The following is a 24,894-nucleotide window of genomic DNA, read 5'->3' on the forward strand; positions in this document are numbered from 1 at the left end:
ACATGCTGGTGCGGGCCGGGTGCGATGGAACGCCCGGACGTGGATCGTGGTCAAACGGCGCCTTCGGCGCGCGGGAGCCAGCGGAGAGCCGATGGGGGAGAGGGCAGGCCTCAGGCTCGGCGGATCGATCGTGCGCACCAAACGCAGTGGATGAGGCTCGCCCTCTCCACCACCCGCTCTACGGCAAGCGGCGTCGGCGTGCGGTCCCCCTCTCCGACTGCGTGGGAAAGGAAGGGGGCGGGGCCTCTGGCCTACTGCGTGGCGTCGCGGATCAGGGTGCGGACATCGTCGGCAAAGGCGCCGGCGGTGTCGCCGAGGTAGAGCATGTGGCCGGAGGCGTAGCGGCGCAGCATGACGCGGTCCCTGGGCAGTCCAGCCTGCTCGATGGCGTACTCGGCCGGGGCCGAGTGGGTGGAGAGGTCGTAGTAGCCCGACGCCACGAGCACGCGGAGCTTCTCGGTCCGGCGCATGGCGACGGCGAGGTCGGTGGCGAAGGACTGGCCGGGCGGCACGCCGCGGCGCTCCCAGTTCCAGGCGGGCAGCAGGTCGCGCCAGACGATGGCGCCGTAGGGCCGGTCCATGACGACGCCGAGGTCGTCGGCGACCATCTGGTGGAAGGCGGCTATGAAGCCCGGGACGTAGCGCCCCATCGCCGGGTCGTCGGCGACCGGATCGGCGCCGGAACCGGCGAGCGGCAGGGTGTAGCGGCTGTCGTACACGCCCACCTGCAGGCCCCTGTCGGCGAGCAGGCGGCGGGCGAACTCGGCGTCCGGCACGACCAGGGACTTGTCGTAGGCGGACGCGGGCAGGCCGGTGTAGGCGGCGAGGCGGGCGCCGATCGCGGCGCGGTCGGCCGCGCCGAGCTGCCCGGCCTTGTCCTTCTGAAGCGCCTGGACGTAGTCGCCCCGGGCGAAGGCCACGACCTCCTGGTGGAAGTCCTCCAGGCTGCGACCCCTGCGGTCGATCTTCCCGTGATGCCACGCGGTGTCGGCCAAGGCGGGCAGGGCGAGGGCCTGGCGCATCTCGGCCGCGCCGGCTTCGCCCGAGGCGTTGCGGGCGCCGAGGGTCGTGCCCAGCAGGACGACGCCGTTCAGGGTGATCCCGCGCATGTAGCCCACGTAGAGCGGCCCACCCATCAGGGCCCGGGGCAGGACGGCGGCGCGGACCGAACCGTAGCTCTCGCCCATCACGAACTTGGGCGCGTTCCAGCGCCGGTGCTCGGTCAGCCAGAGCTCGATGAACTGGGCCACGGCGTCGGCGTCCTCGTCCACACCCCAGAAATCGGCGTTGGTCCCCTTGCCGATCACCCGCGACCAGCCGGTCCCGACGGGATCGATGAAGACCAGGTCCGCCACGTCGAGGAGGCTGTGCGGGTTGTCGGCGAGGCCGAAGGGCGGGGTATTGGAGGGGTTCACCTCCTGGTCCAGCACCACGCGGCGGGGGCCGACGACGCCCATGTGCAGCCACAGAGACGACGAGCCGGGGCCGCCGTTGAAGACGAACATCACCGGGCGGCGGGGATCCGGCGGGCCGGCCTTGAGGTAGCTGAACGAGAAGATGGAGCCGATCGGCTCGGCGGCGCGGTTGTAGAGCCAGGTCTCGCCGGCGATCGCCGTGTAGGCGATGCGCTGCCCCTTCACGGTGATGGCGCGCTTGGAGACGAAGCGCTTCGGCGCGGGCAGGGGCTCGACCGGCCCCGGCGCCGTGGGCCGCGACATCGGGATCGAGAACGGCCCCGCGTTGGCGGGCGGCGCCGGCGGCGGGGCCTGGGCGAGGGCCGGGGCGGCGCACAGGAGAGCCGAGACGGCCAGCGCCGCGACGTCCCTGACCCCTGCGGGGAGGGGAGTCATGCGGGCGGGGCCTTGGGCAGGACGGCCAGCAGCCGGTCGACGTCGTTCATGTCGTTGAACACGGAGAGCGAGACGCGGAAGCGGTTGGCGCTGACGGTCATGCGGATGTCGTTCTTCTGGAGCCGCTCGGCGAGCTTGGCGCGGGCGTCCTTCAGGGCGAAGGCGACGAGCGGCGTGCGGCTGTCCAGTGGGGTCATCGGCTGGTAGCCCCGACGGCGGAGCTCGGCCTGGATCGCGTCGGCCATGGGCTGGCGGTACGCCTGGATGTTGGCGACGCCGAGCTGGCGGATCCAGGCCAGGCTGTGCTCGAGCTGGACCACGCCGGTCCAGGAGGTGGTGCCCATGGCGAACTTGCCGCTGGCGCCCTCGGCGTAGCTGTAGTCGGAGACACGGTCGCCCGGCGGATCGAAGGGGAAGACGTGGGTGACGAACCGGCCGCCCACCTGGTGATAGCCCCACCAAGGCCGCGCGACCTTCTCCTGGATCTCCCGGCGCACGTAGAGGAACGCCAGGCCGAAGTCGCCCATCAGCCACTTGTAGGACGAGCAGGCGGCGAAATCGACGCCGGCGGCGCGCAGGTCCAGCGGCGTGGAGCCGGCGCCGTGCACGATGTCGGCGTAGACGTAGGCGCCGTGGGCGTGGGCGAGGTCGCAGACCGCCTTCAGGTCGTGCTCGAAGCCGTTGGTGGTGGAGACGTGGCTGACCGAGACCAGCTGCGTCCCGTCGTTCACCGCCGCGGCCATGGCGGCCATGTCGATGCGGCCCTCGGGCGTCATCGGCAGGGTGACCACGTCGACGCCGGCCTTGGCCAGTTCGCCGTAGGTGTAGAAGGACCCGAAGAAATGCAGCGCGTCGGTGACGATGCGCCCGCCGGCCTGCGGGAAGCCCAGGGCCGCCAGCACCAGGTTCTCGCCCATGGTGGTCGACTGGATCTGCACCAGCTCGTCGGGCGCGGCGCCCACGAGCGCGCCGAAGCCGGCGAGCACCGCGGTCTCCTTGGCCCCCATGCTGTAGCCGGTCCAGGGGCCGTCGCGCGTCTTGAAGCGGAGGTACTCCTCGAGCGCGGCCCTGGCGCCCAGCGGCATGGGATGGGTCGAGCCGCTGTCGAGGTAGACGTACGGCATCTTCGCGAACGCCGAGCGCGCCGGCAGGGCGGCGGGCGGGGCGGCCGCGGCCAGGCCGGGGGTCGCCGCTGCGGCCGCGACGAGCGCTCTGCGGGTGAACTTCATCGGAGCCCCTGACTTGCCCGGATGCTAGCGCCGGCGGTGCGAATTTTCCTTTCGAACTTGGCCGGGGCCCCTTGGGGCGTTGGATGATTTATCCAAGCGGTCAACGGAACTGCCGCGCGGTCAGCGGCACGGCCATCGTGCTCTTCTGGGCCGACAGCGTGACGATGGAGCGCACGTCGATCACCCCCGGCAGCTTCAGCAGCACCGAGAAGATGAAGTCCTGGTACCAGGTCACGTCGGGGGCCAGGATCTTCATCATGGCGTCCATCTCGCCGAACACGGTCCAGCACTCGAGGATCTCGGGGATGCTGTTGATCGCCTTGTAGAAGTTGGCCCGTTCGGCCTCGGTGAGGGTGGTCATCTTCACCTGGGCGAAGATCTGCATCTTGAAGCCCAGCTTCTCGTGGTCGACCACCGCGACCACGGACTTGATGTAGCCCTCCTCGCGCAGCCGCTGGATGCGCCGCCAGCACGGCGACTGCGACAGGCCCACGCGCTCGGCCAGCTCGCCCGTCGAGAGCGAGGCGTCCTTCTGCATCAGGTCCAGGATCTTGATGTCGATGGCGTCGAGCGCCGCGGGAATAGCTGTGTCTTTGAACCGGGCCATTCGCGCATAGCGGATGCGCCTTCGCCGCGAGTCAAGGCGCGGACCGTTCGCCACGGCGCGCGACCCGGGCGCATTGGTCATTCGCGGCCGGCGAGGCGGCTGCATTATCAATCTGCGTCGCCGCGGTGACGGTCCGAAGAACGAAAAGAAAAACCGGGGCTCTGAAACTAGGGTCTGGCCTTGCAGGACCTTGGCCGAAGACATGCGGGAAGCGCAGCTTCTGCGCCGGGGTCCGCCGAAACCGGGGGATCACGATGAGCGGCTTTTCCATTCGCAGGCGCATGCTGGGCTCGACCGTGCTGGCCGGCCTGGCGCTGATGGGGGCCGCGCCGGCCTTCGCCCAGGCCGCCCCAGACGGCGCCGAGGTGGGGGAGGTGGTCGTCACCGGCTCGCGCATCCGTCGGGCCGAGACCGAGACGCCGGCGCCGGTCGCCGTCGTCGACGCCCAGACCCTGACCGACCGCGGCTTCGTCCAGCCCGGCCAGGCGCTGAACCAGATCACCTCCAACATCCCGTCGTTCCCGCAGGCGGCCGGCAACGGCTCGGCGGCCGGCAGCGGGCAGCAGTATCCGAACCTGTTCGGCCTGGGCCCCGGCCGCACGCTGACCCTGGTCAACGGCCGCCGGATGGTCACCTCGTCGTCGGGGCAGTTCAACATCAACGCGCCCGGACAGGGCGACCGGGTGGTGGACACCAACATCATCCCCGCGGGCCTGCTCGAGCGCATCGACGTCGTGCAGGCGGGCGGCGCGGCGGTCTACGGCTCGGACGCCATCGCCGGCGTGATCAACTATGTGCTGAGGGACGACTTCGAGGGCGTCGAGCTGGACGCTCAGTACGGGGAATCCAGCCGCGGCGACTATCCGGTGACCAGCCTGCGCGGCACGTTCGGGAAGAACCTGTTGAGCGGGCGCGCCAATGTGGCGCTGGACCTGGAGTACTCCAAGACGCGGCCGCTCTACGACTACGACCGACCGCGCTCGAACCTGGGCCGGGTGACGGTGGCCAACACCGCCAACACGTCCGGCTCGGACGGCATCCCGGCGGTGCGCGAGAACCTGAACTCGCGCTTCACCAGCTTCAACTACAACGGCCTGCTGTTCTCGCCGGCCGCGGCGCCGCTCACCAACTTCATCCTGGCCATCGGCGGCGTCCCGCAGCAGTTCAACGCCACGGGCACGGCGCTGGTCCCCTACAGCATCGGCACGCCGGGCGGCATTCCGTTTTCGTCGGGCGGCGACGGGCTGCCCTACCAGGAGCTGGCCTCGCTGTACGTCGGCGTGACGCGGTTCAACGCCAACTTCCTGGGCCACTACGACATCACCGACAACATCCGCCTGTCGGCGGAGGTGGGCTGGGCGCACGTGCGCAGCCGCGACCCCTACCAGAACCTGCAGTCGAACACGGTGCTCAACAACGCCGCCAGCGGCGCAGGCGCGATCCCGATCGCGCGGAGCAACCCGTTCCTGGACCCGGTGCGCGCGCAGGTGGCCCCGGGCGGCCCGCCGCTGTTCCTGTCCAAGGCGTGGAGCGATATCCTCTATTCCCGCGAGGGCAATCTCGAGACGGACACGGCCCGCGTGGTGCTGGCCCTGGACGGCGACTTCAGCCTGGGCGAGCGCAACTTCTACTGGAGCCTCTCGGCCAGCCACGCCGAGACCGACGGCGCCCAGCGCGGCTACGCGGTCTGGCAGACGCGCTTCAACAACGCGCTGCAGGCCGTGCGCACCGCCACCGGCCAGATCGTCTGCGGCATCAACGCCGACGCCAACCCGAACAACAACGACCCGAACTGCACGCCCATCAACCCGTTCGGCCAGGGCAATGTGACCCAGGAGGCGCGCAACTACGTCAACCTGCTGGTCGGCCAGGACTACCTCAACACCCAGGACGACTACCTGGCGACCCTGGGCGGCGACGTGCTCGAGCTGCCGGCGGGCAAGGTGAAGTTCAGCGTGGCCTACGAGCACCGCCGCGAGAAGGCGAAGTTCGTGCCGCTGACGGCCAACCAGCTGGGGCTGACCGGCTCGCAGGTGCCGCAGGCGGCGACCGGCGGACGCTTCCACACCGACGAGCTGTCGGGCGAGCTGCTGATCCCCGTGCTGGGCGGCGACTTCACCCTGCCGTTCGCCAAGATGGTCGAGCTGGACGGCTCGTACCGCTACGTGGACAACTCGCTGGCGGGCAAGGAAGACGTCTGGGGCGTCGGCGGCCGATGGGAGATCGTGACCGGCTTCACGGCCCGGATCTCGCGCAGCCGCAACTTCCGGGCGCCGACGCTGGACCAGCAGTTCGCCCCGGTGCGGACGGCGCTGAACAACGCGGGCCAGGACCCGTGCGACTTCCGCTACATCGCCAACGGGCCGGCGCCGGCGACGCGCCGGGCCAACTGCGTGGCGCTGTTCGCGGCCAACCCGGGCTACGGGCCCCTCGCGACCTTCCAGAACTCGTCGTCGAACTTCTCGACGGCGCTGGTGACGTCGGGCGGCAATCCGAACCTCGACAACGAGATCTCCAACACCCTGACCTACGGGGTGGTGCTGCAGCCCGAGTTGATCCCGGGCCTCACCATCGTGGCGGACCGCATCGAGGTGGACCTGAAGGACGGCCTTTCGCCGTTCACGCCGGTCAACTTCCTGGAGACCTGCTTCGACGCCTCGCCGCAGCCGGCGGACGTGTGCGCGACCTTCACGCGTGACGCGGCCGGCAACGTGGTCACCGCGCGGCAGACGACCTTCAATGCCGGCAAGGTCACGTACCGGGGCGAGACCTACAACATCAACTACGTCTTCCCGGTGGGCCGCTTCTTCGGCGACGCCGACTACGGCGACATGGAGCTGAACCTGTCGCTGACCCACACGTCCAAGCTGGTGACCTCGGTCACGGGCTTCGACCGTTCGCGGACCGACAACACGGTGGCCCAGCCCGACTGGGTGGGGACCTTCGACGCGCGCTACCGCCGCGGGCCGCTGCGCCTGACCTACCAGATGATCTACCTGGACAAGGTGGCCCTGGCCCAGAACGCCTCGATCGAGTCGACGCCGACGCCGGTCATCGACGAGAACATCCGGCACAACGTCTCGGCGGCCTACACCTTCCTGGACCGCTACACGGTGCGCGCCGGCGTCACCAACCTGACGGACGAGGACCCGTCGTTCCCCACCCGCAACTACGGCGACATCCTGGGCCGGCAGTTCTTCGTGGGCCTGAACGCCAAGTTCTAGAACGTCGCGGTCCAGGATATCGGACCGCGCCTCCGCCGCGGCGGCCGCCAGAGGGCCGCCGCGGCCCCCACATCCGGCTCTTGCCGGTCGGCCGCGCCGGCCCGACGCTGCGCGCGGCGCGGGTCCCCGCGCCGAGGTCCAGGCACGGAGGAGCGCTTGCGCATCATCGATCGGGACGAGGTGGCCCGGAAGCTCACCTACGAGCTCTGCATCCCGCTCGTCCGGGAGGCGATGATCGCCTTCTCGAAGGGCGTCACACGCCAGCACCTCCGTTCGATCCTGCCGCTGGGGCCGAAGGGGGTGTTCGGGATCATGCCGGGCGCGCTGGGCGAGGGCGCGATGTTCGGCGCCAAGCTGATCAGCGTCTACCCGGGCAACTTCGCCAAGGGCGTCCAGTCGCACCAGGGCGTGGTGGTGCTGTTCGACGGCGAGACCGGCGCGCCGGTCTGCGTGGCGCACGCCGGCGAGATCACGGCGATCCGGACGGCGGCGGCGAGCGCGGTGGCGACGGACGCGCTGGCCCGGCCCGAGGCGGCCGCGATGGCGATCCTGGGCTACGGCGAGCAGGCGACGACGCACGCGCGCGCGATCGCGAAGGTGCGCCGGCTGTCGAAGATCGCCGTGTGGGGCCGCGACGCCGGGCGGGCGACGGCTTTCGCGGCCAGGATGGGCGCGGAACTGGGCCTTCCGGTCGCCGCGGCCGACAGCGTCGAGGCCGCCGTGGCGGACGCCGACATCATCACGGCGGTGACCAATGCGCGCGAACCGATCCTGCGCGGCGCCTGGGTGGCGCCGGGCGCGCACGTGAACCTGGTGGGCTCCAGCGGTCCCGGGCCGACGGAGGTCGACCACGACCTGGTGGTCCGTTCGCGCTTCATCGCCGACAGCCGCGAGGGCGTTCTCGCCCAGGGCGCCGAGTTCCTCTACGCCAAGGCCGCGGGCCTGGTGGGCGACGATCACGTGGTGGGCGAGATCGGCCAGGTGCTGGCGGGCGACCTGCCGGGACGCCAGTCCGCCGACCAGATCACGGTCTACAAGTCGCTGGGTCACGTGGTGCAGGACCTCGCGGCCGCCAAGGCGCTCTACGAGGCGGGCTGATGCGCGGGTTCTGCCTCGTGTTGTCGATGGCGCTGGCCGTGGCGCTCGGCCCTGCGCCCGCGGCCGCCGCCGCGGAGCCGGAGCTTCGGGTCGTGCTGAAGCCCGGGGGGATCGACGCGGCGGCCGGCCGGGCGTTCGTCGAGGTCCGGCTGACCATCCCCGACGTCGACGTTCCGGCGGGCGCGCCGCTGCTGACGCTGCCCCTGGTGATCGCGAACACCGACACCGTGGCGGCGACCCTGACGGAGCTGAAGGTCACGGACGCCGCGAGCGAGGTCCCGCTGAGCGTGAAGGACGACCCCGTCGCGATCGCCTACTCGCGCCGCTGGTTGGCCGGGCGGGCGGTGAAGGGGGACGTGACCGTGACCTACCGGGCGCCGGTGGACAACACGCCGCCCCGGAGGGGCTCGGGACCGCCGTACGGCCTGCGCACCGAGGGCGGCGGCGTCTCGGGCGTGGGCAACACCTTCATCCTGCTGCCCGAGGGCGGGACGGCCTATCGGGTGGCGCTGTCCTGGGACCTGAGCGGGATGCCGGCCGGCTCGACCGCGATGTCGAGCCTGGGCGACGGCGACGTCACGCTGCCCGCGGGGCCGGCCGAGCGGCTCCACCGCACCCTGTTCATGGCCGGACCCATGCGGCGCGCGCCGGCGAACGTGACGGCGACCGGCTTCTCCGCCGCCTGGCTGGGCGACCCGCCGTTCGACCCGCGGCCGCTGATGGAATGGGCGTCGCGCCTGCACGGCTGGATGAGCGGCTTCTTCCAGGACCCGGAGACCCCGCCTTACCGGGTCGTCCTGCGCTACAACCCCATCAACGCCGGCGGCGGCGCGGCGCTGACCAACTCGTTCCTGCTGACCTGGGGCGAGACGGCCAAGGACCCCGAGGCGCTGAAGGGGACCCTAGCGCACGAGATGATCCACACCTGGACCGCCTCGGGCCTTGGCGGCCAGTGGTACGGCGAGGGGATCGCGGTGCACTACCAGGCGCTGTTGCCGATGCGCGCCGGCATGCTGACGCCCGAACAGTACCTGGACGACATCAACGACACGGCCCGGCGCTACTACACCAATGCGCTGAACGACACGCCGGACGCCGAGATCGCCGCGCGGTTCTGGGAGGACACCCGGATCCGTACGCTGCCGTACGACCGGGGCGCGATGTACTTCGCCGTGCTGGACGGGAAGATCCGGCGGGCCAGCCAGGGCCGGCGATCGCTGGACGACCTGATCCGCGAGATGGTCCGGCGACGCCGCGCGGGCGAGACCGTGCCCGAGAGCGGCTGGGTCGAGCTGCTGGCGCGGGAGCTGGGCGAGGAGGGACGCCGCGTGCACGCGGACATGCTGGCGGGCCGGCTGATGCTGCCCGAGAGCGGCGACTTCGGTCCCTGCTTCAGCCGCACGACGGGCAGGTTCCGGCGCTTCGACCTGGGCTTCGACCCCCGCTCGCTGGTGGGGGACGTGAAGACCATCCGGGGCCTGGTCCCGGGCTCGGAAGCCGCCAAGGCCGGACTTCAGGACGGCGACGTCGTCACCTACTCGGTCGCCATGGACAGCGTGCAGGGCGACCAGGCGCGGATGCTGACGCTGCGCGTGACCCGCGCGGGCCGGACATTCCCGGTGACCTACCTGCCGCGCGGCGAGACCGTGGACGCCTGGCAATGGACGCGGGTCCCGGGCGTGCCCGACGCCAGATGCGCGACCTGAGACGGCTCTGGGGGCGCCGATGGATCAGCGCAGGGTCCCGCTCACCAGGGCGCGGATGTCGCGGCTGAAGCGCGCGCGGGTTTCGGCGTCGCGGTACATCATGTGACCCCCGGGATAGCAGCGGAACGTCATGGCGGGCTTCAGGGGCGCGGGGAGGCGGCGCGCGGTCTCCGCGTCGCCGGCGCAGTTCGCGAGGCTGTCGTACAGGCCCGAGGCCACGAGCACCCTGAGCCTCGGATTCAGCGCCACGGCCTCGGCCGTGCCGGGCAGGGGCGGGCCGAGCTTCGGCGGGCCGGCTCCCGTGCGGACGGCCTCTGCGAAGGCCTTCTCGCGCGCCTCGGGGGTGACCGGGCCGGTGGCGTAGTCCCAGCGCGCGCCGACGCCGGGCGGGGGCTTGCCGTCCGGGCCAGGCGGCTCGGCCTCGAGGCCCACGTACGGCAGGTCGGTGCGATACCCGAGGTCGCCGCGCAGGTAGCGCAGGATGGCGTCCGTGGCGCGGTCGGACGGCTCGTCGACGCGGCGCATGTCGAAGACGTTCAGCGGCCTGTCGCCGCCGAGCGCGGTGCGGAACTGCCGCGGCGTCAGCATCAGCGTGCGGCGATCGACCTGGTCCGCCGGCACGCCGGTGAGGCGCGCCAACCCCGCCGCGATGCGCTCGCGCTCGTCGGGGTCCAGCTGCTCGCGCCGGGCCAGCGCCGGCCCGTAGGTGTCGCGGGCCCACCGCCCGGCGGCGCGGCGGACGGCGTCGGGCGTGCGTCCGACGTCCGGGGCAAGCCGGCCGTGATGGAAGGCGGTCACCGCGTATCCCACGACCCTCAGGTGGTCGAGCGGCGGGTCGGCGGCGCCGCGGGCGAGCCCGGTTCCGCCGGAGATCAGCCCCAGGCCGTTGACCCGGACGCCCCGCGCCAGCAGGGCCTGGCCGACGTTGGCGGCGCGGCCTGCGCCCCAGCTCTCGCCGATCAGGTAGAGCGGGTTGGCCTCGGCGGCTTGCTGCGCGCGCCAGGCGCGGACGAACTCGGTCACCGACGCCACGTCGCCCAAGGTGCCGTAGAACCCCTGGGCGTACTCGGGGCGGGCCGCGCGGCTGAAGCCCGTGCCGATGGGATCGACGAAGACCAGATCGGCGTGGGTCAGCCAGGTGTCGGCGTTGTCGACGAGGCGGCCGACTTCGCCCCGCTTCGGGCCGGCGACCTCGAAGTGCAGCGTGGCCGAGTTGGCGCCGGGGCCGCCGTTCCAGACGAAGGCGAGGGGGCGGGGCTTCGACGAGGGGACCCGGTAGGCGATGTAGAACATCCAGCCCCTGGTCTCGCCCGTTCCCGGGTCGCGGATGGCGATGCGGCCGGCCTCGGCCGTGTAGGCGAGCGGCCGGCCGGCGATGGTGATGGCGTGGCGCGTGACCACAGGGGCCTCGGCCGCCGGCTGGGCGACGGCGGACGCGGCGGCGGTCGCCAGGACCGCGGCGGCGAGCAGGGCCCTCACCTCAGAGCGCCTGGGGCGCGAACCGCCCACCGGTGATCCAGCTGCGGATGTCGCCGGTGAACGCCTTCAGCGACGGCTCGTGCGTGTAGGCCATGTGGCCGCCCACGTACTGGCGCTGGATCACGCGTTCGCGCGGCCAGTCGCTCTTGGTCACGAGGTAGCGGGCCGGGCCGACCGTGGTCGTCAGGTCGTAGATGCCGGTGCCGATCATGAGCCGGAACTTCGGATCGGCCGCGAAGGCGGGGCCGATGCGCGCCTGGTAGTCGTAGTCCAGGAAGGGGCCGCCCGGCCCCAGCGTGCCGTTCCAGGCCCAGCCGCTCGTCTCCGGCGCCTGGGCCCGGTAGTCCGAAGCCGGCCAGGCGACGCCGAGGTCCCGGTAGTGCGCCAGCATGGAGGGCTCGACCGCGGCGGTCACCGGGCCGAAGGGGTCGGCCACGCGCTGCCCGGCCGGCGCGGGACCCACGTAGCGGGCGTCGTACATGCCCAGCACCTGGCCGGGGAGAAGCTCGCGCAGGAAGGCGATCTTGGTGATCTGGAGGTCGTTCCGCAGGTAGTAGTCGGCGCTGACGCCGGTCATCGCCTGAAGCTTCGCGGCCACCTCGCGGCGCCTGGCGGCGGGCAGGTCGTGGCCCTGCAGGAGGGCCTGCAGGTATTCGCTCATGCCCCAGGCGTAGGCGGCGTCCACCACGGCGCCCATGGACCGGCCTTTCCAGGCCGGCGCCCGGCCGTGGTAGGCGGCGACGGCGGCCAGCGCCGTGAGATTGGTGGCGTAGGCCAGGGCGTTCTTCGCGCGCTGGCTGGTCTCGATCATGTTGACGGCCTGGCCGAAGAGGAAGACGCCGGAGAGCGGCATCACCTTGGCCAGCTGGCCGGCCATGAGGGCCGCGCGAAGGGTGCCGTAGCTCTCGCCCAGCACGAACTTCGGCGAGGCCTCGCGGCCGTTCGTCCGGATCCAGGCCGCCACGAAGTCGGAGACCGACTGGGCGTCGCCCTCGACCGAGTACACACGCGACCGGTCGCCGCCGGGCAGCAGGCGCGAGAAGCCGGTCTCGGCCGGGTCGACGAACACCAGGTCGGCCACGTCGAGCACCGTCTCCGTGTTGTCGACGAGGCCGCCGGCAGTGGGGACCTTGGGATCCTGGGAGACCACGAGCCGTCGGGGGCCCAGAGCCATCATGTGCAGGGTGGCGGACGAGCTGGACGGGCCGCCGTTGAAGGCGAACAGCACCGGACGGGTGGCGGGGTCGGCGCCGGCCTTCACATAGGACGTGCAGACGAAGCGCACGCCGGGCCGGCCGTCGGCGGCCGCGACGACCGTCTCTCCGACCGTGGCGGTGAAGTCGACCTTCCGTCCGTTGAAGACGCCCGAATGCGTGCTTACGAACGGGCCGCCGGCGCCCGGGAGGGTCTCGGCGGCCTTCGCCGCGCCCGCGGCCGCCACGGCGAGGCCGCCGGCGCCCAGCAGCTCGCGCTTGGTGATCCCGGCCATATCCGCCCCCTGGTTTCCGTCGCCGGGGAAGGCTAGCCCGGGGCCGCCGGATAATCTTTTCCTTCTGGCGGCGCGGCCCAATTCCCGCGGCATAGGCTATGCCGACGGCGCTTCCGGTCCCGCATTGATCTTGTCGCCCGCGACGGCGCTCGCCAGCAGTTCGAATAGAAAATCCCGACGCCGAAGGTACGATGATGCGGTCGTGAGGGGTCGTATCCATGCCGCTTAGAACCGCCGTCGCAGCCGGCCTGGCCCTGGCCGTCGCGCTCTCGGCGCCGGCGCTCGCGGCGACCCACAGGTACGTCGTCATCGCCAACGGCGAGAAGGTGGGTCATCTGACCGCCGACGTGCAGGGGCGCACGACGCGGGTCGACTACGCGGTCTCGAACAACGGCCGCGGCCCCAAGGCCCGCGAGACGATCGAGGCGGACGCCGGGGGCCTGCCCGTAGCCTGGACCATCGAGGGCGAGAGCCTGTTCGGCAGCCCCGTGGCCGAGCGCTACGCGTGGCGCGCCGGCGAGGCCGAATGGACCAGCCAGGCGGACAAGGGCCGGGTCTCCGCGCCCCGGCCGCTGCTCTACATCGGCAACGACGTCAGTCCCTGGATGCTGGGCGTCTATGTGAAGGCGCTGCTGAAGGCTCCCGGCCGCACGCTGCCCGTGCTGCCGTCGGGACAGCTGCGGCTGAGCGAGGTGCGCCGGACCACCGTGGGCGCGGGCAAGCGGGCGGTCCCGGTCACCGTCTACGAGCTGGCCGGCATCGACCTGGCCCCGGACTACATCCTGGTGGACGGAAAGGGCGAGCTGTTCGCGGTGGGCGGCCTGATCCGCGAGGGGTACGAGGCCGAGGTCCCGAAGCTGGACGCCCTGAAGCGCGAGATCAGCCTGGCGCGGGCGCAAGAGGCGCAGGCGAAGCTGGCGCATCGCTTCGGCGGGCCGGTGCGGATCCGCAACGTGCGCGTCTTCGATCCGGTGTCGATGACGCTGAGCGCCGACCTGAAGACCGTGGTGGTGTTCAAGGACCGCATCACCGGCGTGCTCGCCAACGACACGCCAGGCCCGCCGCCGAAGGGCGAGGCGGTGATCGACGGGCAGGGCGGGACGCTGATGCCCGGCCTGCACGACATGCACTCGCACACCAGCCTGTCGTCAAACCTGTTCAACCTCGCGGCCGGGGTGACCGCGACCCGCGACCAGGGCAACGACAACGAAGAGCTGCTGTCCATGCTGGACGGGCTGGCCGCCGGCCGGCTGGCGGGCCCGCGGATCGTGCGCAACGGGTTCCTGGAGGGCCGCAGCCCCTATTCGGCGCGGCTGGGGTTCGTGTCGGACACGCTGGAGGACGCGCTCGCGCGGGTCCGCTGGTACGCCGACCACGGCTACTGGCAGGTCAAGATCTACAACAGCTTCAACCCCGACTGGGTGGCCCCCGTGGCGGCCGAGGCCAAGCGGCTCGGGATGGGGGTGACGGGCCACGTGCCGGCCTTCTCGTCGCCCGACCGGGTGATCCGGGACGGCTACGACGACATCGCCCACATCAACCAGCTGATGCTGGGCTGGATCCTGGACCCAAAGGAGGACACCCGCACGCCCCTGCGGCTGACCGGCATGGCGCGCGGCAAGGACCTGGACCTGAGGTCCGAGCGCGTCCAGTCGACCGTGCGGCTGATGAAGGCCCGCGGGACCGCGCTGGACACCACGGCGATGATCCTGGAGCGGCTGATGCTCTCGCGGGCGGGCCAGGTGCAGGCGGGCGACCAGCCGTACCTGGACCATGTGCCGATCGGCTACCAGCGCTACCGCAGGCGCAGCTTCGTCACGATCCGCACCCCGCAGGACGACGCCGACTACCAGGCCGGCTACCGCAAGGTGCTCGAGGTGTTGAAGATGCTGGACGACGCGGGCATTCAGCTGCTGCCGGGCACCGACGACGGCACGGGGTTCTCCAGCCTGCGGGAGATGGAGGTCTATGTCGCGGCGGGCATCCCGGCCGGCCGGGCGCTCTATCTGGGCACCCTGGGCGCCGAACGCTACTTCCGGCGCGACCACGAGGCGGGCAGCATCGAACGCGGCAAGCTGGCCGACCTGATCCTGGTGGACGGCGACCCGGTGGCGAACATCTCGGCGCTGAGGAAGACCCGCATGACGATGGTCGGCGGGGTGGTCTACTACCCGGCGGAGATCTACGAGCACCTGGCGATCCGGCCGTTCGCGCCGCCGCCGCCCGTGACGAAGGCCGCGCCGTGAGGCTGGCCGTGGCGATCCTGTCGGGGCTGATGGCCGTCGTGCTCGGGACGGGCGCCGCGGCGGCCGAGCCCCCGAAGCGGCTGGACGTGGTGCTGACGCCGCACGCCGCCGGCGGCGAGGGCAGCCATCTCGGCGTCCGGATGACCCTGGAGGCGCCGGGGCTGAAGGCCGGCGATCCGCTGGTGCGGCTGCCGATCCGGCTGGTGGGCATCCCGACGCCGCCGTGGCCGGCGGACGCCGTCGAGGCGCGCGACGACCGGGGACCGATCCCGCTGTCGCAGGCCGAAGAGCCCCCGACGCCGCAGGGGGTCTACCGCCGCTGGATCGTGGGCCGGGCGAGCGCCGGGGACGTTGTGGTGAGCTACCGCGCGCCGCCCCGACGGGTGACGGCGGCCACCAACAACGGCCCGCTGTTCGACCTGCGCGAGGAGAACGGCGGCTTCGCCGGCTCGGGCAACGGCTTCTTCGCCGCCCCGGCCGCGCCTGGACCCTGGCGAGTCCGGCTGAGCTGGGACCTGTCGGCGGCCCCCAAGGGCTCGCGCGGCGTCTGGTCGCTGGGCGAGGGGACCGTCGAGACGGTGATCCCCTCCGACGTGCTGCAGTTCAGCTACTACTACGTGGGGCCGCTGAAATCCTATCCGCCGGACCCCGGCTCGGGCTTCGACGTCTACTGGCTGTCCGAGCCGCCGTTCGACCCCAACGAGCTGGGCGCCAAGCTGAAGGCCCTCTACGGCGGCATGGCGGCCTTCTTCGGCGACAGGGGCGGGAGCTACCGCGTCTTCGCGCGGCAGAATCCCTACAAGGGCACGGGCGGCACCGGCCTCGCACGGTCGTTCATGTTCGGCTACCACCTGCCGGCGAAGCCCACGGTCGACAGCCTGCAGGGGCTCCTGGCCCACGAGATGGCCCACACCTGGCCGGGGATGCAGGGCGATCACGGGGAGACCGCCTGGTACTCGGAAGGCATGGCCGAGTACTATTCGACGGTGCTGTCGTGGCGCGCGGGGGCGATCAGCACGGGACGGCTGCTGGAGACCTTCAACGAGCGCGCGACGGCCTACTATTCGAACCCCTACGTGCGCGCCTCGAGCCCCGAAGCGGCGAAGAGGTTCTGGACGGATCCCGTGGCGCAGACCGTGCCGTACGGCCGGGGCTGGCTCTACCTGCAGCAGGTGGACGCGGCGGTGCGGGAGGCCTCGGGCGGCCGGCGCAGCCTGGACGACCTCGCCAAGGCGATGCGCCGGCGCCAGGACGCCGGCGAGCCCTATGGCGTCGCGCAGTGGCTGGAGCTCGTGGGGGCCGAGATCGGGCCGGTGGCGGCCACGGCCGGATACGAACGGATGGTGCGCGGCGACCTGCTGATCCCGCCGTCCGGGCTGTATGCGCCGTGCCTCGTGGTGCGGCCGCAGGCGGTGCGGCCGTTCCAGCTGGGCTTCGCGCGGGCTTCCCTGAACGACGACCGCGTGGTGCGCGACCTGGAGCCCGGTTCGGCGGCCGACCAGGCGGGCGTGCGCAACGGCGACGTCATCGTCGAGGCGAGCGACATCAGCGAGGTGCGCAAGGACGAGACGCGGCCGCTGATCCTCACCCTGCGGCGGGGCGACGCCACGACGACCGTGAGCTACCTGCCGCGCGGCGCGCCCGCGGAGGGCTATCGCTGGTCGCGCGATCCGAACACGCCCGACAACGCCTGCCGCTTCTAGGGGACCCATGACCGACCAGCTCCGCCACGGCGTCCGCCTGATCGACCTCGTCATGCTGGGGGCAGGGACGGCCATCGGCGCCTCGATCTTCTCGGTGCTGGGACCGGCGGCGCAGGTGGGCCGCGAGGGCATCCTGGCGGCGTGCCTGCTGGCGGCGCTGCCGATGGTGCTGTTCGGGCTGGTCTACGCCTACATGGCCTCGGCCGTGCCGCGCACCGCCGCCTCCTTCGAGTGGCAACGGCAGTTCACCCATCCGCTGATCGCCTTCGGGATCGTCTGGCTGCGGATCCTGTCGAACGCCGTGGTGATGATCGTGCTGGGCACGGTGCTGGTGAACTACCTCGGCAAGGTGGCGCCCGTTCCAGGCAAGCCCGTGATGTTCGTCCTGTTCCTGGCGGTCTTCGCGCTGAACTACCTGGGCGTGGCCATAGCGGCCCGGGCGCAGACGGTGATGATGCTGCTGCTGCTTGGGGTGTTCGCCGTGTTCGTGGCCGCGGGCGCGCCCCACCTGAAGCCGCAGCTCGTCGCGGACTCGGTCGGCGTGGGCTGGGTTCCCATCGTCGCGGCGCTGCCCCTGATGATCCAGCTGTTCCTGGGCATCGAAACCACCACCGAGGTGGGCGAGGAGGTGGCCGATCCGAAGCGGGTCGTGCCGCTGGCCCTGGGGCTCGCGCTGCTGCTGACGGTGGCCGTCTACCTCGCCATCGCGTTCACGGCGCTGTCGCTGGTGGGCGCCGACGGGCTGGCGGCCAGCGACGCCCCGCTGCTGACGGCGGCCGAGGCGGCGCTCGGGGGCTGGGCGGCGCCCGTGATCGTGACGGCCGCCGTGCTGGCGCTCGCCAAGTCGATGAACGCGGTGTTCCTGGTGTTCGCGCGGTTCCTCTACGCCATGGGCCGGGCGGGCGTGCTGCCCGCGCCCCTCGGCCGCATCCATCCGCGGTTCGGAACGCCGCACGTGGCGACGATGGTGGCCTTCGCGGCCTGCTGCCTGGGCCTGTTCCTCCCGTCCAGCCTGCTGTTCCTGCTGCTGGCGGTGAACATCCCGACGATGATGAAGTACCTCGGCTCGTGCCTCGCGGCCTACAACGTGGCCCGACGTCATCCCGAGATCCACGCCCAGGCGCGGCTGCGGTTCGGGCGGACGACCGTGCGGACGCTGTCGGTCCTGGGCATGATCGCCGCGGCGGTCATCGCGTCGGTCGGGATCACCTCCGACTGGCGGCCATATGTGCTGCTGGCCGGCTGGCTGGCGGCGGGGCTGCTCTACTACCGCTTCCGTCGCCACGCCCCGGGCGTCGAGCCCGCCTCACCGAGGTCTCCAGGATAGCGGCGGCGCCTGCAATCTCGGCAGTCGCCGCAGCCGCCGCATCCCAGCGTTACTTCATAACACATATGGCCTTGCCAACCGGCCCCAACGGCGGGATGAACGGGGACGGCGTGGGTTCGGGGCGTACATGAAGAAGCTTGTGTTGACCGCGGTGGCGGTCCTGGCCGGCGTGCTTTCCACGTCGATGGCGCTGGCCGATCCGGTGCAGCAGACCAAGGCGCCCTGGAAGGACGCCTTCCGGCAGCTCGAGGGCGAAGCGTGGCCGACGCCCACGGACTACCGCGCCGCCAGCGGCGCGCCCGGCCATCGCTACTGGCAGCAGAAGGTCGACTACAGGATCCAGGCCCGCCTGGACGAGCCGACGAAGACCGTCTTCGGCAAGGCCACGATCACCTACCGCAACAACTCGCCCGACCGGCTGACCTATCTCTGGCTCCTGCTGGACCAGAACATCTTCCGCCGGGATTCCATCGCCGAGCGCACGGCGACCGTCGGCGGCTCGGACGAGATCAGCCTGGCCACGCTGAAGCGCGTGCAGAAGTTCAAGGACTGGGAGGGCGGCTTCAAGATCGCCGCGGTGCGCGACGGATCGGGCCGCGCGCTGCCGCACAAGGTGGTCGATACCCTCATGCGCGTGGACCTGCCCCAGAGCCTGCCGTCCGGCGGCGCGGTCAGCTTCACGATCGAATGGTCGTACGCCCTGAACGAGACCAAGGTCACCGGCGCCCGCGACGGTTACGAGTGCTTCACCCGGCCCGACGAGGACGGCAACTGCCTGTTCCTGGGCGCCCAGTGGTTCCCGCGCCTGGCGCGCTACACCGACTATGAGGGCTGGCACAACAAGGCCTTCCTGGGCTCGGGCGAGTTCACGCTGGAGTTCGGCGACTACGACGTCTCGCTGACGGTCCCGAACGACCACGTGGTGGCCGCGACCGGCGACCTGACCAACCCGGGCGCGGTCCTCACGCCGGCCCAGGCGGCGCGCCTGCAGCAGTCGCGCACGGCGAGGGAACCCGTCTACATCGTGACGCCGGCCGAGGCGCTGGCGGCCGAAAAGGGCAAGCCCACCGGGACCAGGACTTGGACCTTCCGGGCCCAGAACGTCCGCGACTTCGCCTGGGCCTCCAGCCGCAAGTTCGTGTGGGACGCCATGGGCGTGCGGCAGGACAGCGCCGAGCAGCCGCTGGTCATGGCCATGAGCTTCTACCCCAAGGAGGCGCGGCCCCTGTGGGACGCCTGGTCGACCAAGGCGATCGCCCACACCATCCAGGTCTACAACGAGTTCGCCTTCCCCTATCCATACCCCAAGGCCCAGTCGGTCAACGGCATCAACGGGGGGATGGAATACCCCATGATGACCTTCAACGGTCCGCGGCCGATCAAGGACCGCAAGACCGGGGACCTGACCTACACCGAGCGCACCAAGGCCGGCCTGATCGGCGTGATCATCCACGAAGTGGGCCACACCTACTTTCCGATGATCGTGAACTCGGACGAGCGGCAGTGGACCTGGATGGACGAGGGCCTGAACTCGTTCCTGCAGTTCCAGGCCGAGAAGCGCTGGTCGAAGGACTTCCCCAGCCGCCGCGGCGAGCCCAAGGACATCGTCGAGTACATGGTCAGCGAGAACCAGGTCCCGATCATGACCCAGTCGGACTCGCTGCTGCAGTTCGGCGCGAACAGCTACCACAAGCCGGCGACGGCGCTGGTGATCCTGCGCGAGACGATCCTGGGCCGGGAGCTGTTCGACAAGGCGTTCCGCGACTACGCCACGCGCTGGCGGTTCAAGGGCCCGACGCCCTACGACTTCTTCCGCACGATGGAGGAGTCGAGCGGCGTGGACCTCGACTGGTTCTGGCGCGGCTGGTTCTACTCGACCGACCACGTGGACATCGCGCTGGACCGGGTGGTCGCGGGCCAGCTGGAGCCGGCCGACGCCGACGCCGCGGCCCGGCTGCGGGCGGAGCGCAGGGCCGAGGAGCCGGCCAGCCTGACCGAGAGCCGCAACACCGGCGGCTACGTCGCCGACCGCGACCCGAAGGTGCGCGACTACTACGACGCCATCGGCCGCGAGGACGCGACGGCGGCCAGCCGGAAGAAGGCCAAGGCCGCCGACGAGGAGCTGACCCCGGCCGAGCGGACCGCGCGCAACACGACCGACACCTTCTACCGCTTCCGATTCAGGAACGTCGGCGGGGTGGTGATGCCGGTGATCCTGAAGCTGGACTACGCCGACGGCTCCACCGAGACGATCCGGATCCCAGCCGAGATCTGGCGACGCAACAGCGCCGAGGTGACCTGGCAGCACGTGACGGCCAAGACGCTGAAGAAGGCCGAGATCGACCCGCTGTGGGAGACCGCCGACGCCGACCGCGGCAACAACGTCTACGAAGGCGCGGGCCAGGCCCGGACGCTGAAGGTGAGCGGGCCGGAGAAGGACGAGGGCGACAAGCTGAAGGACAACGACCTGCGGGTCACGACCGACGGCCTGGACCCGGTCCCGGCGACCAAGGCCGAGGAGAAGAAGTGAGGCGGGTCCTGACGGCGATCGGGGCGCTCCTGGCGCTCTCGACGCCGGCGGCGGCGCACCGCGGACACGAGGCGCTGACGGTCGTGGAGATCGACGCGGCCACCGGCGCCGTCACCGTCACGCACCGCGCCGCCGCCCACGATGTCGAGCCGGCGCTGTCGGTGATCGCGCCGAACGCCCAGCAGAGCCTCGACGACCCCGACGCCGTGAAGGCGCTGGAGGCCTATGGGGCGCGGGCCTTCCGGCTGTGGGACGCCGACGGCAAGCCGGTCGCGCTCGTCCACCGCCGGACGAACCTCGCCGGCGACGACGTCGAGCTGGTTTATGCGGGCCAGATGCCGAAGGCCGCCACCCGGGCCGTGACCGTCGACAGCGACCTCCTGGAAGACGCCCACGCCGACGAGGAGAACCTCGTCAACGTCCGCCGCGCCGGCGTGACCAAGTCGGCCGAGTTCTACCTGGGCCAGGGGCCGCAGAAGCTGGTCTTCGAGAAGTAGCGTCCCGTCCCGGCGCCAGGCGAGGCGGAAGGATCGGGATCGATAGGGAAATCTCGCCGCCGGCCGCTGGTCGGAGCGACAGGATTTGAACCTGCGACCCCTTGACCCCCAGTCAAGTGCGCTACCAAGCTGCGCCACGCTCCGCTGGCCAGGCGGCGAGGCGCGTCTTCTAGCGGAAGCGCGGATGAGGGCAACGGGAAAGTTGGCGGCCTTGGCGGCGGGCGTGGCCTGCGTCGCCGGCGAGGCCGCAGCCGCCGACTGCGAACCGCCGGGATGGGTTCGAACGCCAACGGCTTCGGAGCTGGCCGAGGCCTATCCCAAGACGGCCCGCCAGACTGGCGTCGAAGGCCGCGCGACGCTCGCGTGTCGCTCCGAAGAGGACGGCCGGATGGTCGACTGCTCGGTCGTCGGCGAGACGCCGGCCGGGCATGGGTTCGGGGCGGCCGCGCTGTCGCTGGTGGGCAGCCTTCGGGGGACACGCCCGTGCCAGGGGGCGTCGAGCCTTCAGCCCGATGGCGCCCGGTTGACCATGCGCTTCGTGCTGCCACACGCCGAACCCCCGTTCCGTGAGGCGATCTACAGGCGCGACAAGGCCTTCGCCCGGCTCGGCGCGGCCGGGCCGTACTACCCTGAACGAGCCGCGCGCGTGGGCGCTACGGGCGTCGTCAACATGGACTGCCGGGTCGACGAGCGTGGACGGCTGAAGGACTGCACCGTCCTCGATGTCTCCACACCTGGCTACGGGTTCGAGTTTGCGGCCGTAAGGATGGCCGAGAAGGGCTGGATGACCGCGGGACCCGAGAACCTACGCGCGGCGCCGCCCCCGGACCGCCGGTGGAGGTTCCGCGTCATCTTCGACGGGCGGACTCGCTGAGGTTCGGGCCGTCCCGCCCGTTCACCCCGCGATCGGCCGGGCGTCGATGCCCTTGCCCAGTTCGTAGGTCGCCCCCGTGGCGCCATAGGCGGCGGTGCGACGGGTGAGGCCGGTGGCCTGGCGCAGGCGCAGGGTGGCCTCGATGCCGGTGCAGTGGCCCAGCAGCATGTAGCGGACGCCCGCGGCCCTCAGCTCGGCCCCCGTCCAGTCCAGCCGCTCGTCGTTCAGGGCGAAGGTGTGCAGGCCGCCGATCAGCGCCAGCAACGGCTTGCCCCCGGCGATGGACCGGGCCCGGCGGACGATGTTGACCACCCCGGCGTGGCCGCATCCGGAGAGCGCCACGACGCCGTCGGCGGTGTCGAACACCATGGCCATGTCCTCGGGCACGTCGTCCTCGCCGCCGCCGGCCAGCCTCCAGCCCTGCGGATAGTTCTTCTCGCCGGTCTCGCGCGGGACCGGTCCCGTCAGCCAGACGCCGGGCGCGATCTCCACGGGGTCCTTGTGCACGATGAAGGTGGCGCCGGCGGCCTCCAGGTCCGCGCGGAACCTGGGGATCGCCGGCCGGTAGCCCTGGCCGCCCGCCAGGAAGAAGCCCTCGGCCACATGCACGCGGGTCAGCGCCTTGGGGTTCCGCGCCGCCAGCGCCTTGCGCAGCACCAGGAAGCCGCCGGTGTGGTCGCCGTGATGGTGGCTGAGGACGACGTCCTCCACGTCGGACAGGTCGATCTTCAGCTCGCGGGCGTTGGCGAGGACGGTCTCGGGACGCGCGCCGGTGTCGTAGAGGATCTTCCGGCCGTCCACCTCGACCAGGGCGGCGTAGCCCCATTCGCCCACCCCCTGGTCGGCCATCATGGTCGAGAGCACCGTGACCTTGAGCCGGGCCGCCTGGGCCGCCAGCGCGGGCAGGGGCGCCGAGACAAGGAGGATGAGGGCGAGCAGGAACCGCATGTGGCCTCCGCGAAGAACGGCCGAGCTTAGGTCAGCCCCGGCGTTCCATCCAGCGGATCAGCGGGGCGAGCGGCACCCACCAAAGGATCCCGGCGAGGGCGTAGAAGACGAGCTGGGCGGCCCAGTGCGAGGGCAGGCGCTCGCCGACGGTGACCGCGACGATGACATAGACAAACAGGAACGCCAGGATCGCGAGCATTCCGACGAACTTGCGCAGGCGAGGGGACATGGCCTCCACATAGAGCGCTCGCCGCGGCGGCGTAAGCCCGCTAAAGGGACGCCGCATCCGAGAAACGTCCGCTTCCCCCCGAGGCCATGATCTCCTTCCTGAGTTCCGACCGCTCCAAGCCGGTGGCCATCTGGCTGTTCGTCGTGGCGGCCCTGGTGCTGGGGATGATCGTCGTGGGCGGGGCGACCCGGCTCACGGATTCCGGCCTGTCGATCACGGAGTGGAAGCCGGTGACGGGCGCGATCCCGCCGCTGGGCGCCGACGACTGGAACGCCGAGTTCGAGCGCTACAAGCAGATCCCGCAGTACGCGCAGCTGAACGCCGGGATGAGCCTCGCCGAGTTCAAGTTCATCTACTGGTGGGAGTGGTCGCACCGGTTCCTGGGCCGGCTGGTGGGCCTGGCCTTCGCCGTCCCGTTCGCGGTGTTCGCGTTCCGGCGGCAGCTGCCGCGGCGGCTGCTGGTGCGCCTGGGCGTGATCTTCCTGCTGGGCGCCGCCCAGGGGGCGATCGGGTGGTGGATGGTGGCGAGCGGGCTGTCGGAGCGCGTCTCGGTGGCGCCCGAGCGGCTGATGGTCCACCTGGGGCTCGCGTTCGCCCTGCTGGGCGCGCTGCTGTGGACCGCCTTCGACTGCTGGGCCGGGGCGGCGCGCCAGACCCTGCCCAGTCCCTGGGGCCGGCTGGCCGCGGGGCTGCTGGGCCTGATCTACCTGCAGATCCTGCTGGGCGCCCTGGTGGCCGGCAACGACGCGGGCCGGGTCTTCAACGACTGGCCCCTGATGAACGGCGCGCTGCTGCCGGACGACTACTGGGCCGGCGGGATCTGGGCGACGCTGGCGCACAGCCAGGGCGCGACGCAGCTGCACCACCGCCTCGTGGCCTATGTCCTGACGCTGGTGGCGGTCGCGATGGCGGTCAGCGCCTGGCGCACGCCGTACCTCGCGCGCACCTCGAAGCTGCTGGCGGCCGGCGTCGCGGGCCTGGTGGTCGTGCAGGCGGTCCTGGGGGTCGCGACCCTGATGGCGGGCGCGCCGCTGGGCCTTTCCATCGTGCACCAGCTGACCGCGGCGGCCCTGCTGGGCCTCGCCGTGGCGTTCGCCTGGCGGGTGCGGCGGGTCTAGGACCTGGGTTGTCATCCCGGTTTGCGCGAAGCGGAAGACGCCTGCGGTCGAGGGTGGGCGGCGGGGTTGGTCCTGGGTTGTCATCCCGGTTTGCGCGGAGCGGAAGACCGGGAGCGCCTGTGGTCGAGGGTGGGGCGCGGCGGTGGCGGCGGGGTTGGTCCTGAGCCGCGGAGTCTATGGGTCCCGGCTCTCCGCTTCGCTTCGGCCGGGATGACAGCGGAAAAGATGTGGTATTATATTACCGGATACAAAAACCATCGGAAGAACAGTAAGTTAGCAGAACCTAGACCTTCCATTCCCGGTTGACATGGGGCGGGGCATTCGGCATAAGCCGCGCCTCACGTCGGGGGCGCAGTCCAGCGGTCCCGCGCAAGGTTCATTGGATCGTCCCTCATGCTGAAGAGCACCACGGCTTCGCTGAAGCCCGCCGAGGTCGAGAAGAAGTGGATCGTGGTGGACGCCGAGAACGCCGTGGTCGGCCGCCTCGCTTCGTTCATCGCGATGCGCCTTCGCGGCAAGCACCGGCCTGACTACACCCCGCACGTCGACTGCGGCGACTACGTCGTCGTCGTGAACGCCGACAAGGTGAAGTTCACCGGCAAGAAGGCCACCGACGAGGTCTACTACTGGCACACCGGCCACCCGGGCGGCGTGAAGCAGCGGACCCCGGCCCAGATCCTGGGCGGCAAGTATCCCGAGCGCGTGCTGCAGAAGGCCGTCGAGCGCATGCTGCCGAAGGA

General features: G+C 71.3%; 18 protein-coding genes and 1 tRNA gene. 11 read left to right on the forward strand and 8 right to left on the reverse strand.

Annotated elements, in window-relative coordinates:
* Nucleotides 1-251 precede the first annotated feature (251 nt).
* The 3 genes from JNK30_RS03610 to JNK30_RS03620 all read right to left on the reverse strand — a co-directional run bounded on the left by JNK30_RS03610 (nucleotide 252) and on the right by JNK30_RS03620 (nucleotide 3,686).
* The gene (locus JNK30_RS03610; RefSeq protein WP_293480262.1) at nucleotides 252-1,850 is read right to left on the reverse strand and encodes a hypothetical protein; all 1,599 of its coding nucleotides are present in this window, start codon (nucleotides 1,848-1,850) and stop codon (nucleotides 252-254) included.
* On the reverse strand, nucleotides 1,847-3,079 hold the full coding sequence (locus tag JNK30_RS03615) for an aminotransferase class V-fold PLP-dependent enzyme (protein WP_293480264.1): 1,233 nt from the start codon (nucleotides 3,077-3,079) through the stop codon (nucleotides 1,847-1,849). Before JNK30_RS03615 ends, JNK30_RS03610 begins: the two co-directional genes overlap by 4 nt.
* A gap of 100 nt (nucleotides 3,080-3,179) precedes the next feature.
* A complete protein-coding gene (locus JNK30_RS03620; protein WP_293480266.1) occupies nucleotides 3,180-3,686 on the reverse strand; it encodes an Lrp/AsnC family transcriptional regulator in 507 nt (168 codons plus the stop codon).
* A gap of 254 nt (nucleotides 3,687-3,940) precedes the next feature.
* On the opposite strand from JNK30_RS03620, the gene JNK30_RS03625 reads away from it, so the two are divergent.
* The 3 genes from JNK30_RS03625 to JNK30_RS03635 all read left to right on the forward strand — a co-directional run bounded on the left by JNK30_RS03625 (nucleotide 3,941) and on the right by JNK30_RS03635 (nucleotide 9,714).
* On the forward strand, nucleotides 3,941-6,910 hold the full coding sequence (locus JNK30_RS03625) for a TonB-dependent receptor (RefSeq protein WP_293480268.1): 2,970 nt from the start codon (nucleotides 3,941-3,943) through the stop codon (nucleotides 6,908-6,910).
* Nucleotides 6,911-7,066: 156 nt separating this feature from the next.
* Entirely contained in the window at nucleotides 7,067-8,008 is a 942-nt protein-coding gene (locus JNK30_RS03630; RefSeq protein ID WP_293480270.1) for an ornithine cyclodeaminase family protein, read from the forward strand.
* Nucleotides 8,008-9,714: a hypothetical protein gene (locus JNK30_RS03635; RefSeq protein WP_293480272.1), complete on the forward strand. Its 1,707-nt coding sequence runs from the start codon at nucleotides 8,008-8,010 to the stop codon at nucleotides 9,712-9,714. Before JNK30_RS03630 ends, JNK30_RS03635 begins: the two co-directional genes overlap by 1 nt.
* Before the next feature lie 24 nt (nucleotides 9,715-9,738).
* On the opposite strand, the gene JNK30_RS03640 is transcribed toward JNK30_RS03635, so the two are convergent.
* Both JNK30_RS03640 and JNK30_RS03645 read right to left on the reverse strand, forming a co-directional pair.
* Nucleotides 9,739-11,193 (reverse strand): peptidase S10, encoded by a 1,455-nt coding sequence (locus JNK30_RS03640; RefSeq protein ID WP_293480274.1) that lies wholly within the window; start codon nucleotides 11,191-11,193, stop codon nucleotides 9,739-9,741.
* 1 nt (nucleotide 11,194) lies between these two features.
* The gene (locus JNK30_RS03645; RefSeq protein ID WP_293480275.1) at nucleotides 11,195-12,682 is read right to left on the reverse strand and encodes a hypothetical protein; all 1,488 of its coding nucleotides are present in this window, start codon (nucleotides 12,680-12,682) and stop codon (nucleotides 11,195-11,197) included.
* Nucleotides 12,683-12,900: 218 nt separating this feature from the next.
* On the opposite strand from JNK30_RS03645, the gene JNK30_RS03650 reads away from it, so the two are divergent.
* The 5 genes from JNK30_RS03650 to JNK30_RS03670 all read left to right on the forward strand — a co-directional run bounded on the left by JNK30_RS03650 (nucleotide 12,901) and on the right by JNK30_RS03670 (nucleotide 20,985).
* Entirely contained in the window at nucleotides 12,901-14,928 is a 2,028-nt protein-coding gene (locus JNK30_RS03650; protein WP_293480277.1) for an amidohydrolase family protein, read from the forward strand.
* A complete protein-coding gene (locus JNK30_RS03655) occupies nucleotides 14,925-16,631 on the forward strand; it encodes a hypothetical protein (RefSeq protein ID WP_293480279.1) in 1,707 nt (568 codons plus the stop codon). Before JNK30_RS03650 ends, JNK30_RS03655 begins: the two co-directional genes overlap by 4 nt.
* 7 nt (nucleotides 16,632-16,638) lie before the next feature.
* Nucleotides 16,639-17,958: an APC family permease gene (locus tag JNK30_RS03660; RefSeq protein WP_293480281.1), complete on the forward strand. Its 1,320-nt coding sequence runs from the start codon at nucleotides 16,639-16,641 to the stop codon at nucleotides 17,956-17,958.
* Between the two features lie 127 nt (nucleotides 17,959-18,085).
* The gene (locus JNK30_RS03665) at nucleotides 18,086-20,488 is read left to right on the forward strand and encodes a M1 family metallopeptidase (RefSeq protein ID WP_293480283.1); all 2,403 of its coding nucleotides are present in this window, start codon (nucleotides 18,086-18,088) and stop codon (nucleotides 20,486-20,488) included.
* On the forward strand, nucleotides 20,485-20,985 hold the full coding sequence (locus tag JNK30_RS03670) for a DUF6702 family protein (RefSeq protein WP_293480284.1): 501 nt from the start codon (nucleotides 20,485-20,487) through the stop codon (nucleotides 20,983-20,985). The genes JNK30_RS03665 and JNK30_RS03670 overlap by 4 nt, the downstream gene beginning before the upstream one ends.
* Before the next feature lie 67 nt (nucleotides 20,986-21,052).
* On the opposite strand, the gene JNK30_RS03675 is transcribed toward JNK30_RS03670, so the two are convergent.
* Nucleotides 21,053-21,129: transfer RNA gene (locus tag JNK30_RS03675), tRNA-Pro, on the reverse strand.
* A gap of 58 nt (nucleotides 21,130-21,187) precedes the next feature.
* On the opposite strand from JNK30_RS03675, the gene JNK30_RS03680 reads away from it, so the two are divergent.
* Complete coding sequence (locus JNK30_RS03680) at nucleotides 21,188-21,859, forward strand: TonB family protein (RefSeq protein WP_293480286.1); 672 nt, start codon at nucleotides 21,188-21,190, stop codon at nucleotides 21,857-21,859.
* 21 nt (nucleotides 21,860-21,880) lie between these two features.
* Here JNK30_RS03680 and JNK30_RS03685 read toward each other — a convergent pair whose 3' ends face one another.
* Together JNK30_RS03685 and JNK30_RS03690 are read right to left on the reverse strand one after the other, a co-directional pair.
* Nucleotides 21,881-22,807 (reverse strand): MBL fold metallo-hydrolase, encoded by a 927-nt coding sequence (locus JNK30_RS03685; protein WP_293480288.1) that lies wholly within the window; start codon nucleotides 22,805-22,807, stop codon nucleotides 21,881-21,883.
* 31 nt (nucleotides 22,808-22,838) lie between these two features.
* Nucleotides 22,839-23,036, reverse strand: a complete 198-nt coding sequence (locus JNK30_RS03690; protein ID WP_293480290.1) for a DUF2842 domain-containing protein — start codon at nucleotides 23,034-23,036, stop codon at nucleotides 22,839-22,841.
* A gap of 86 nt (nucleotides 23,037-23,122) precedes the next feature.
* Between JNK30_RS03690 and JNK30_RS03695 the strand changes: the two genes are divergently transcribed.
* Both JNK30_RS03695 and rplM read left to right on the forward strand, forming a co-directional pair.
* Nucleotides 23,123-24,154, forward strand: a complete 1,032-nt coding sequence (locus JNK30_RS03695; protein ID WP_293480292.1) for a COX15/CtaA family protein — start codon at nucleotides 23,123-23,125, stop codon at nucleotides 24,152-24,154.
* A gap of 396 nt (nucleotides 24,155-24,550) precedes the next feature.
* Nucleotides 24,551-24,894: 50S ribosomal protein L13 (gene rplM, locus JNK30_RS03700; protein WP_293480294.1), on the forward strand; the 344-nt coding region annotated here is incomplete at its 3' end.

The sequence above is a fragment of the Phenylobacterium sp. genome (genome assembly GCF_016793225.1).
Taxonomy (GTDB): domain Bacteria; phylum Pseudomonadota; class Alphaproteobacteria; order Caulobacterales; family Caulobacteraceae; genus Phenylobacterium.

What these genes read in the sequence shown, in the direction of transcription:
- JNK30_RS03610 (WP_293480262.1), bottom strand. Translation starts at nt 1,850, where the DNA reads ATGACTCCCCTCCCCGCAGGGGTCAGGGACGTCGCGGCGCTGGCCGTC.
- JNK30_RS03615 (WP_293480264.1), bottom strand. Translation starts at nt 3,079, where the DNA reads ATGAAGTTCACCCGCAGAGCGCTCGTCGCGGCCGCAGCGGCGACCCCC.
- JNK30_RS03620 (WP_293480266.1), bottom strand. Translation starts at nt 3,686, where the DNA reads ATGGCCCGGTTCAAAGACACAGCTATTCCCGCGGCGCTCGACGCCATC.
- JNK30_RS03625 (WP_293480268.1), top strand. Translation starts at nt 3,941, where the DNA reads ATGAGCGGCTTTTCCATTCGCAGGCGCATGCTGGGCTCGACCGTGCTG.
- JNK30_RS03635 (WP_293480272.1), top strand. Translation starts at nt 8,008, where the DNA reads ATGCGCGGGTTCTGCCTCGTGTTGTCGATGGCGCTGGCCGTGGCGCTC.
- JNK30_RS03645 (WP_293480275.1), bottom strand. Translation starts at nt 12,682, where the DNA reads ATGGCCGGGATCACCAAGCGCGAGCTGCTGGGCGCCGGCGGCCTCGCC.
- JNK30_RS03650 (WP_293480277.1), top strand. Translation starts at nt 12,901, where the DNA reads ATGCCGCTTAGAACCGCCGTCGCAGCCGGCCTGGCCCTGGCCGTCGCG.
- JNK30_RS03660 (WP_293480281.1), top strand. Translation starts at nt 16,639, where the DNA reads ATGACCGACCAGCTCCGCCACGGCGTCCGCCTGATCGACCTCGTCATG.
- JNK30_RS03665 (WP_293480283.1), top strand. Translation starts at nt 18,086, where the DNA reads ATGAAGAAGCTTGTGTTGACCGCGGTGGCGGTCCTGGCCGGCGTGCTT.
- JNK30_RS03685 (WP_293480288.1), bottom strand. Translation starts at nt 22,807, where the DNA reads ATGCGGTTCCTGCTCGCCCTCATCCTCCTTGTCTCGGCGCCCCTGCCC.
- JNK30_RS03690 (WP_293480290.1), bottom strand. Translation starts at nt 23,036, where the DNA reads ATGTCCCCTCGCCTGCGCAAGTTCGTCGGAATGCTCGCGATCCTGGCG.
- JNK30_RS03695 (WP_293480292.1), top strand. Translation starts at nt 23,123, where the DNA reads ATGATCTCCTTCCTGAGTTCCGACCGCTCCAAGCCGGTGGCCATCTGG.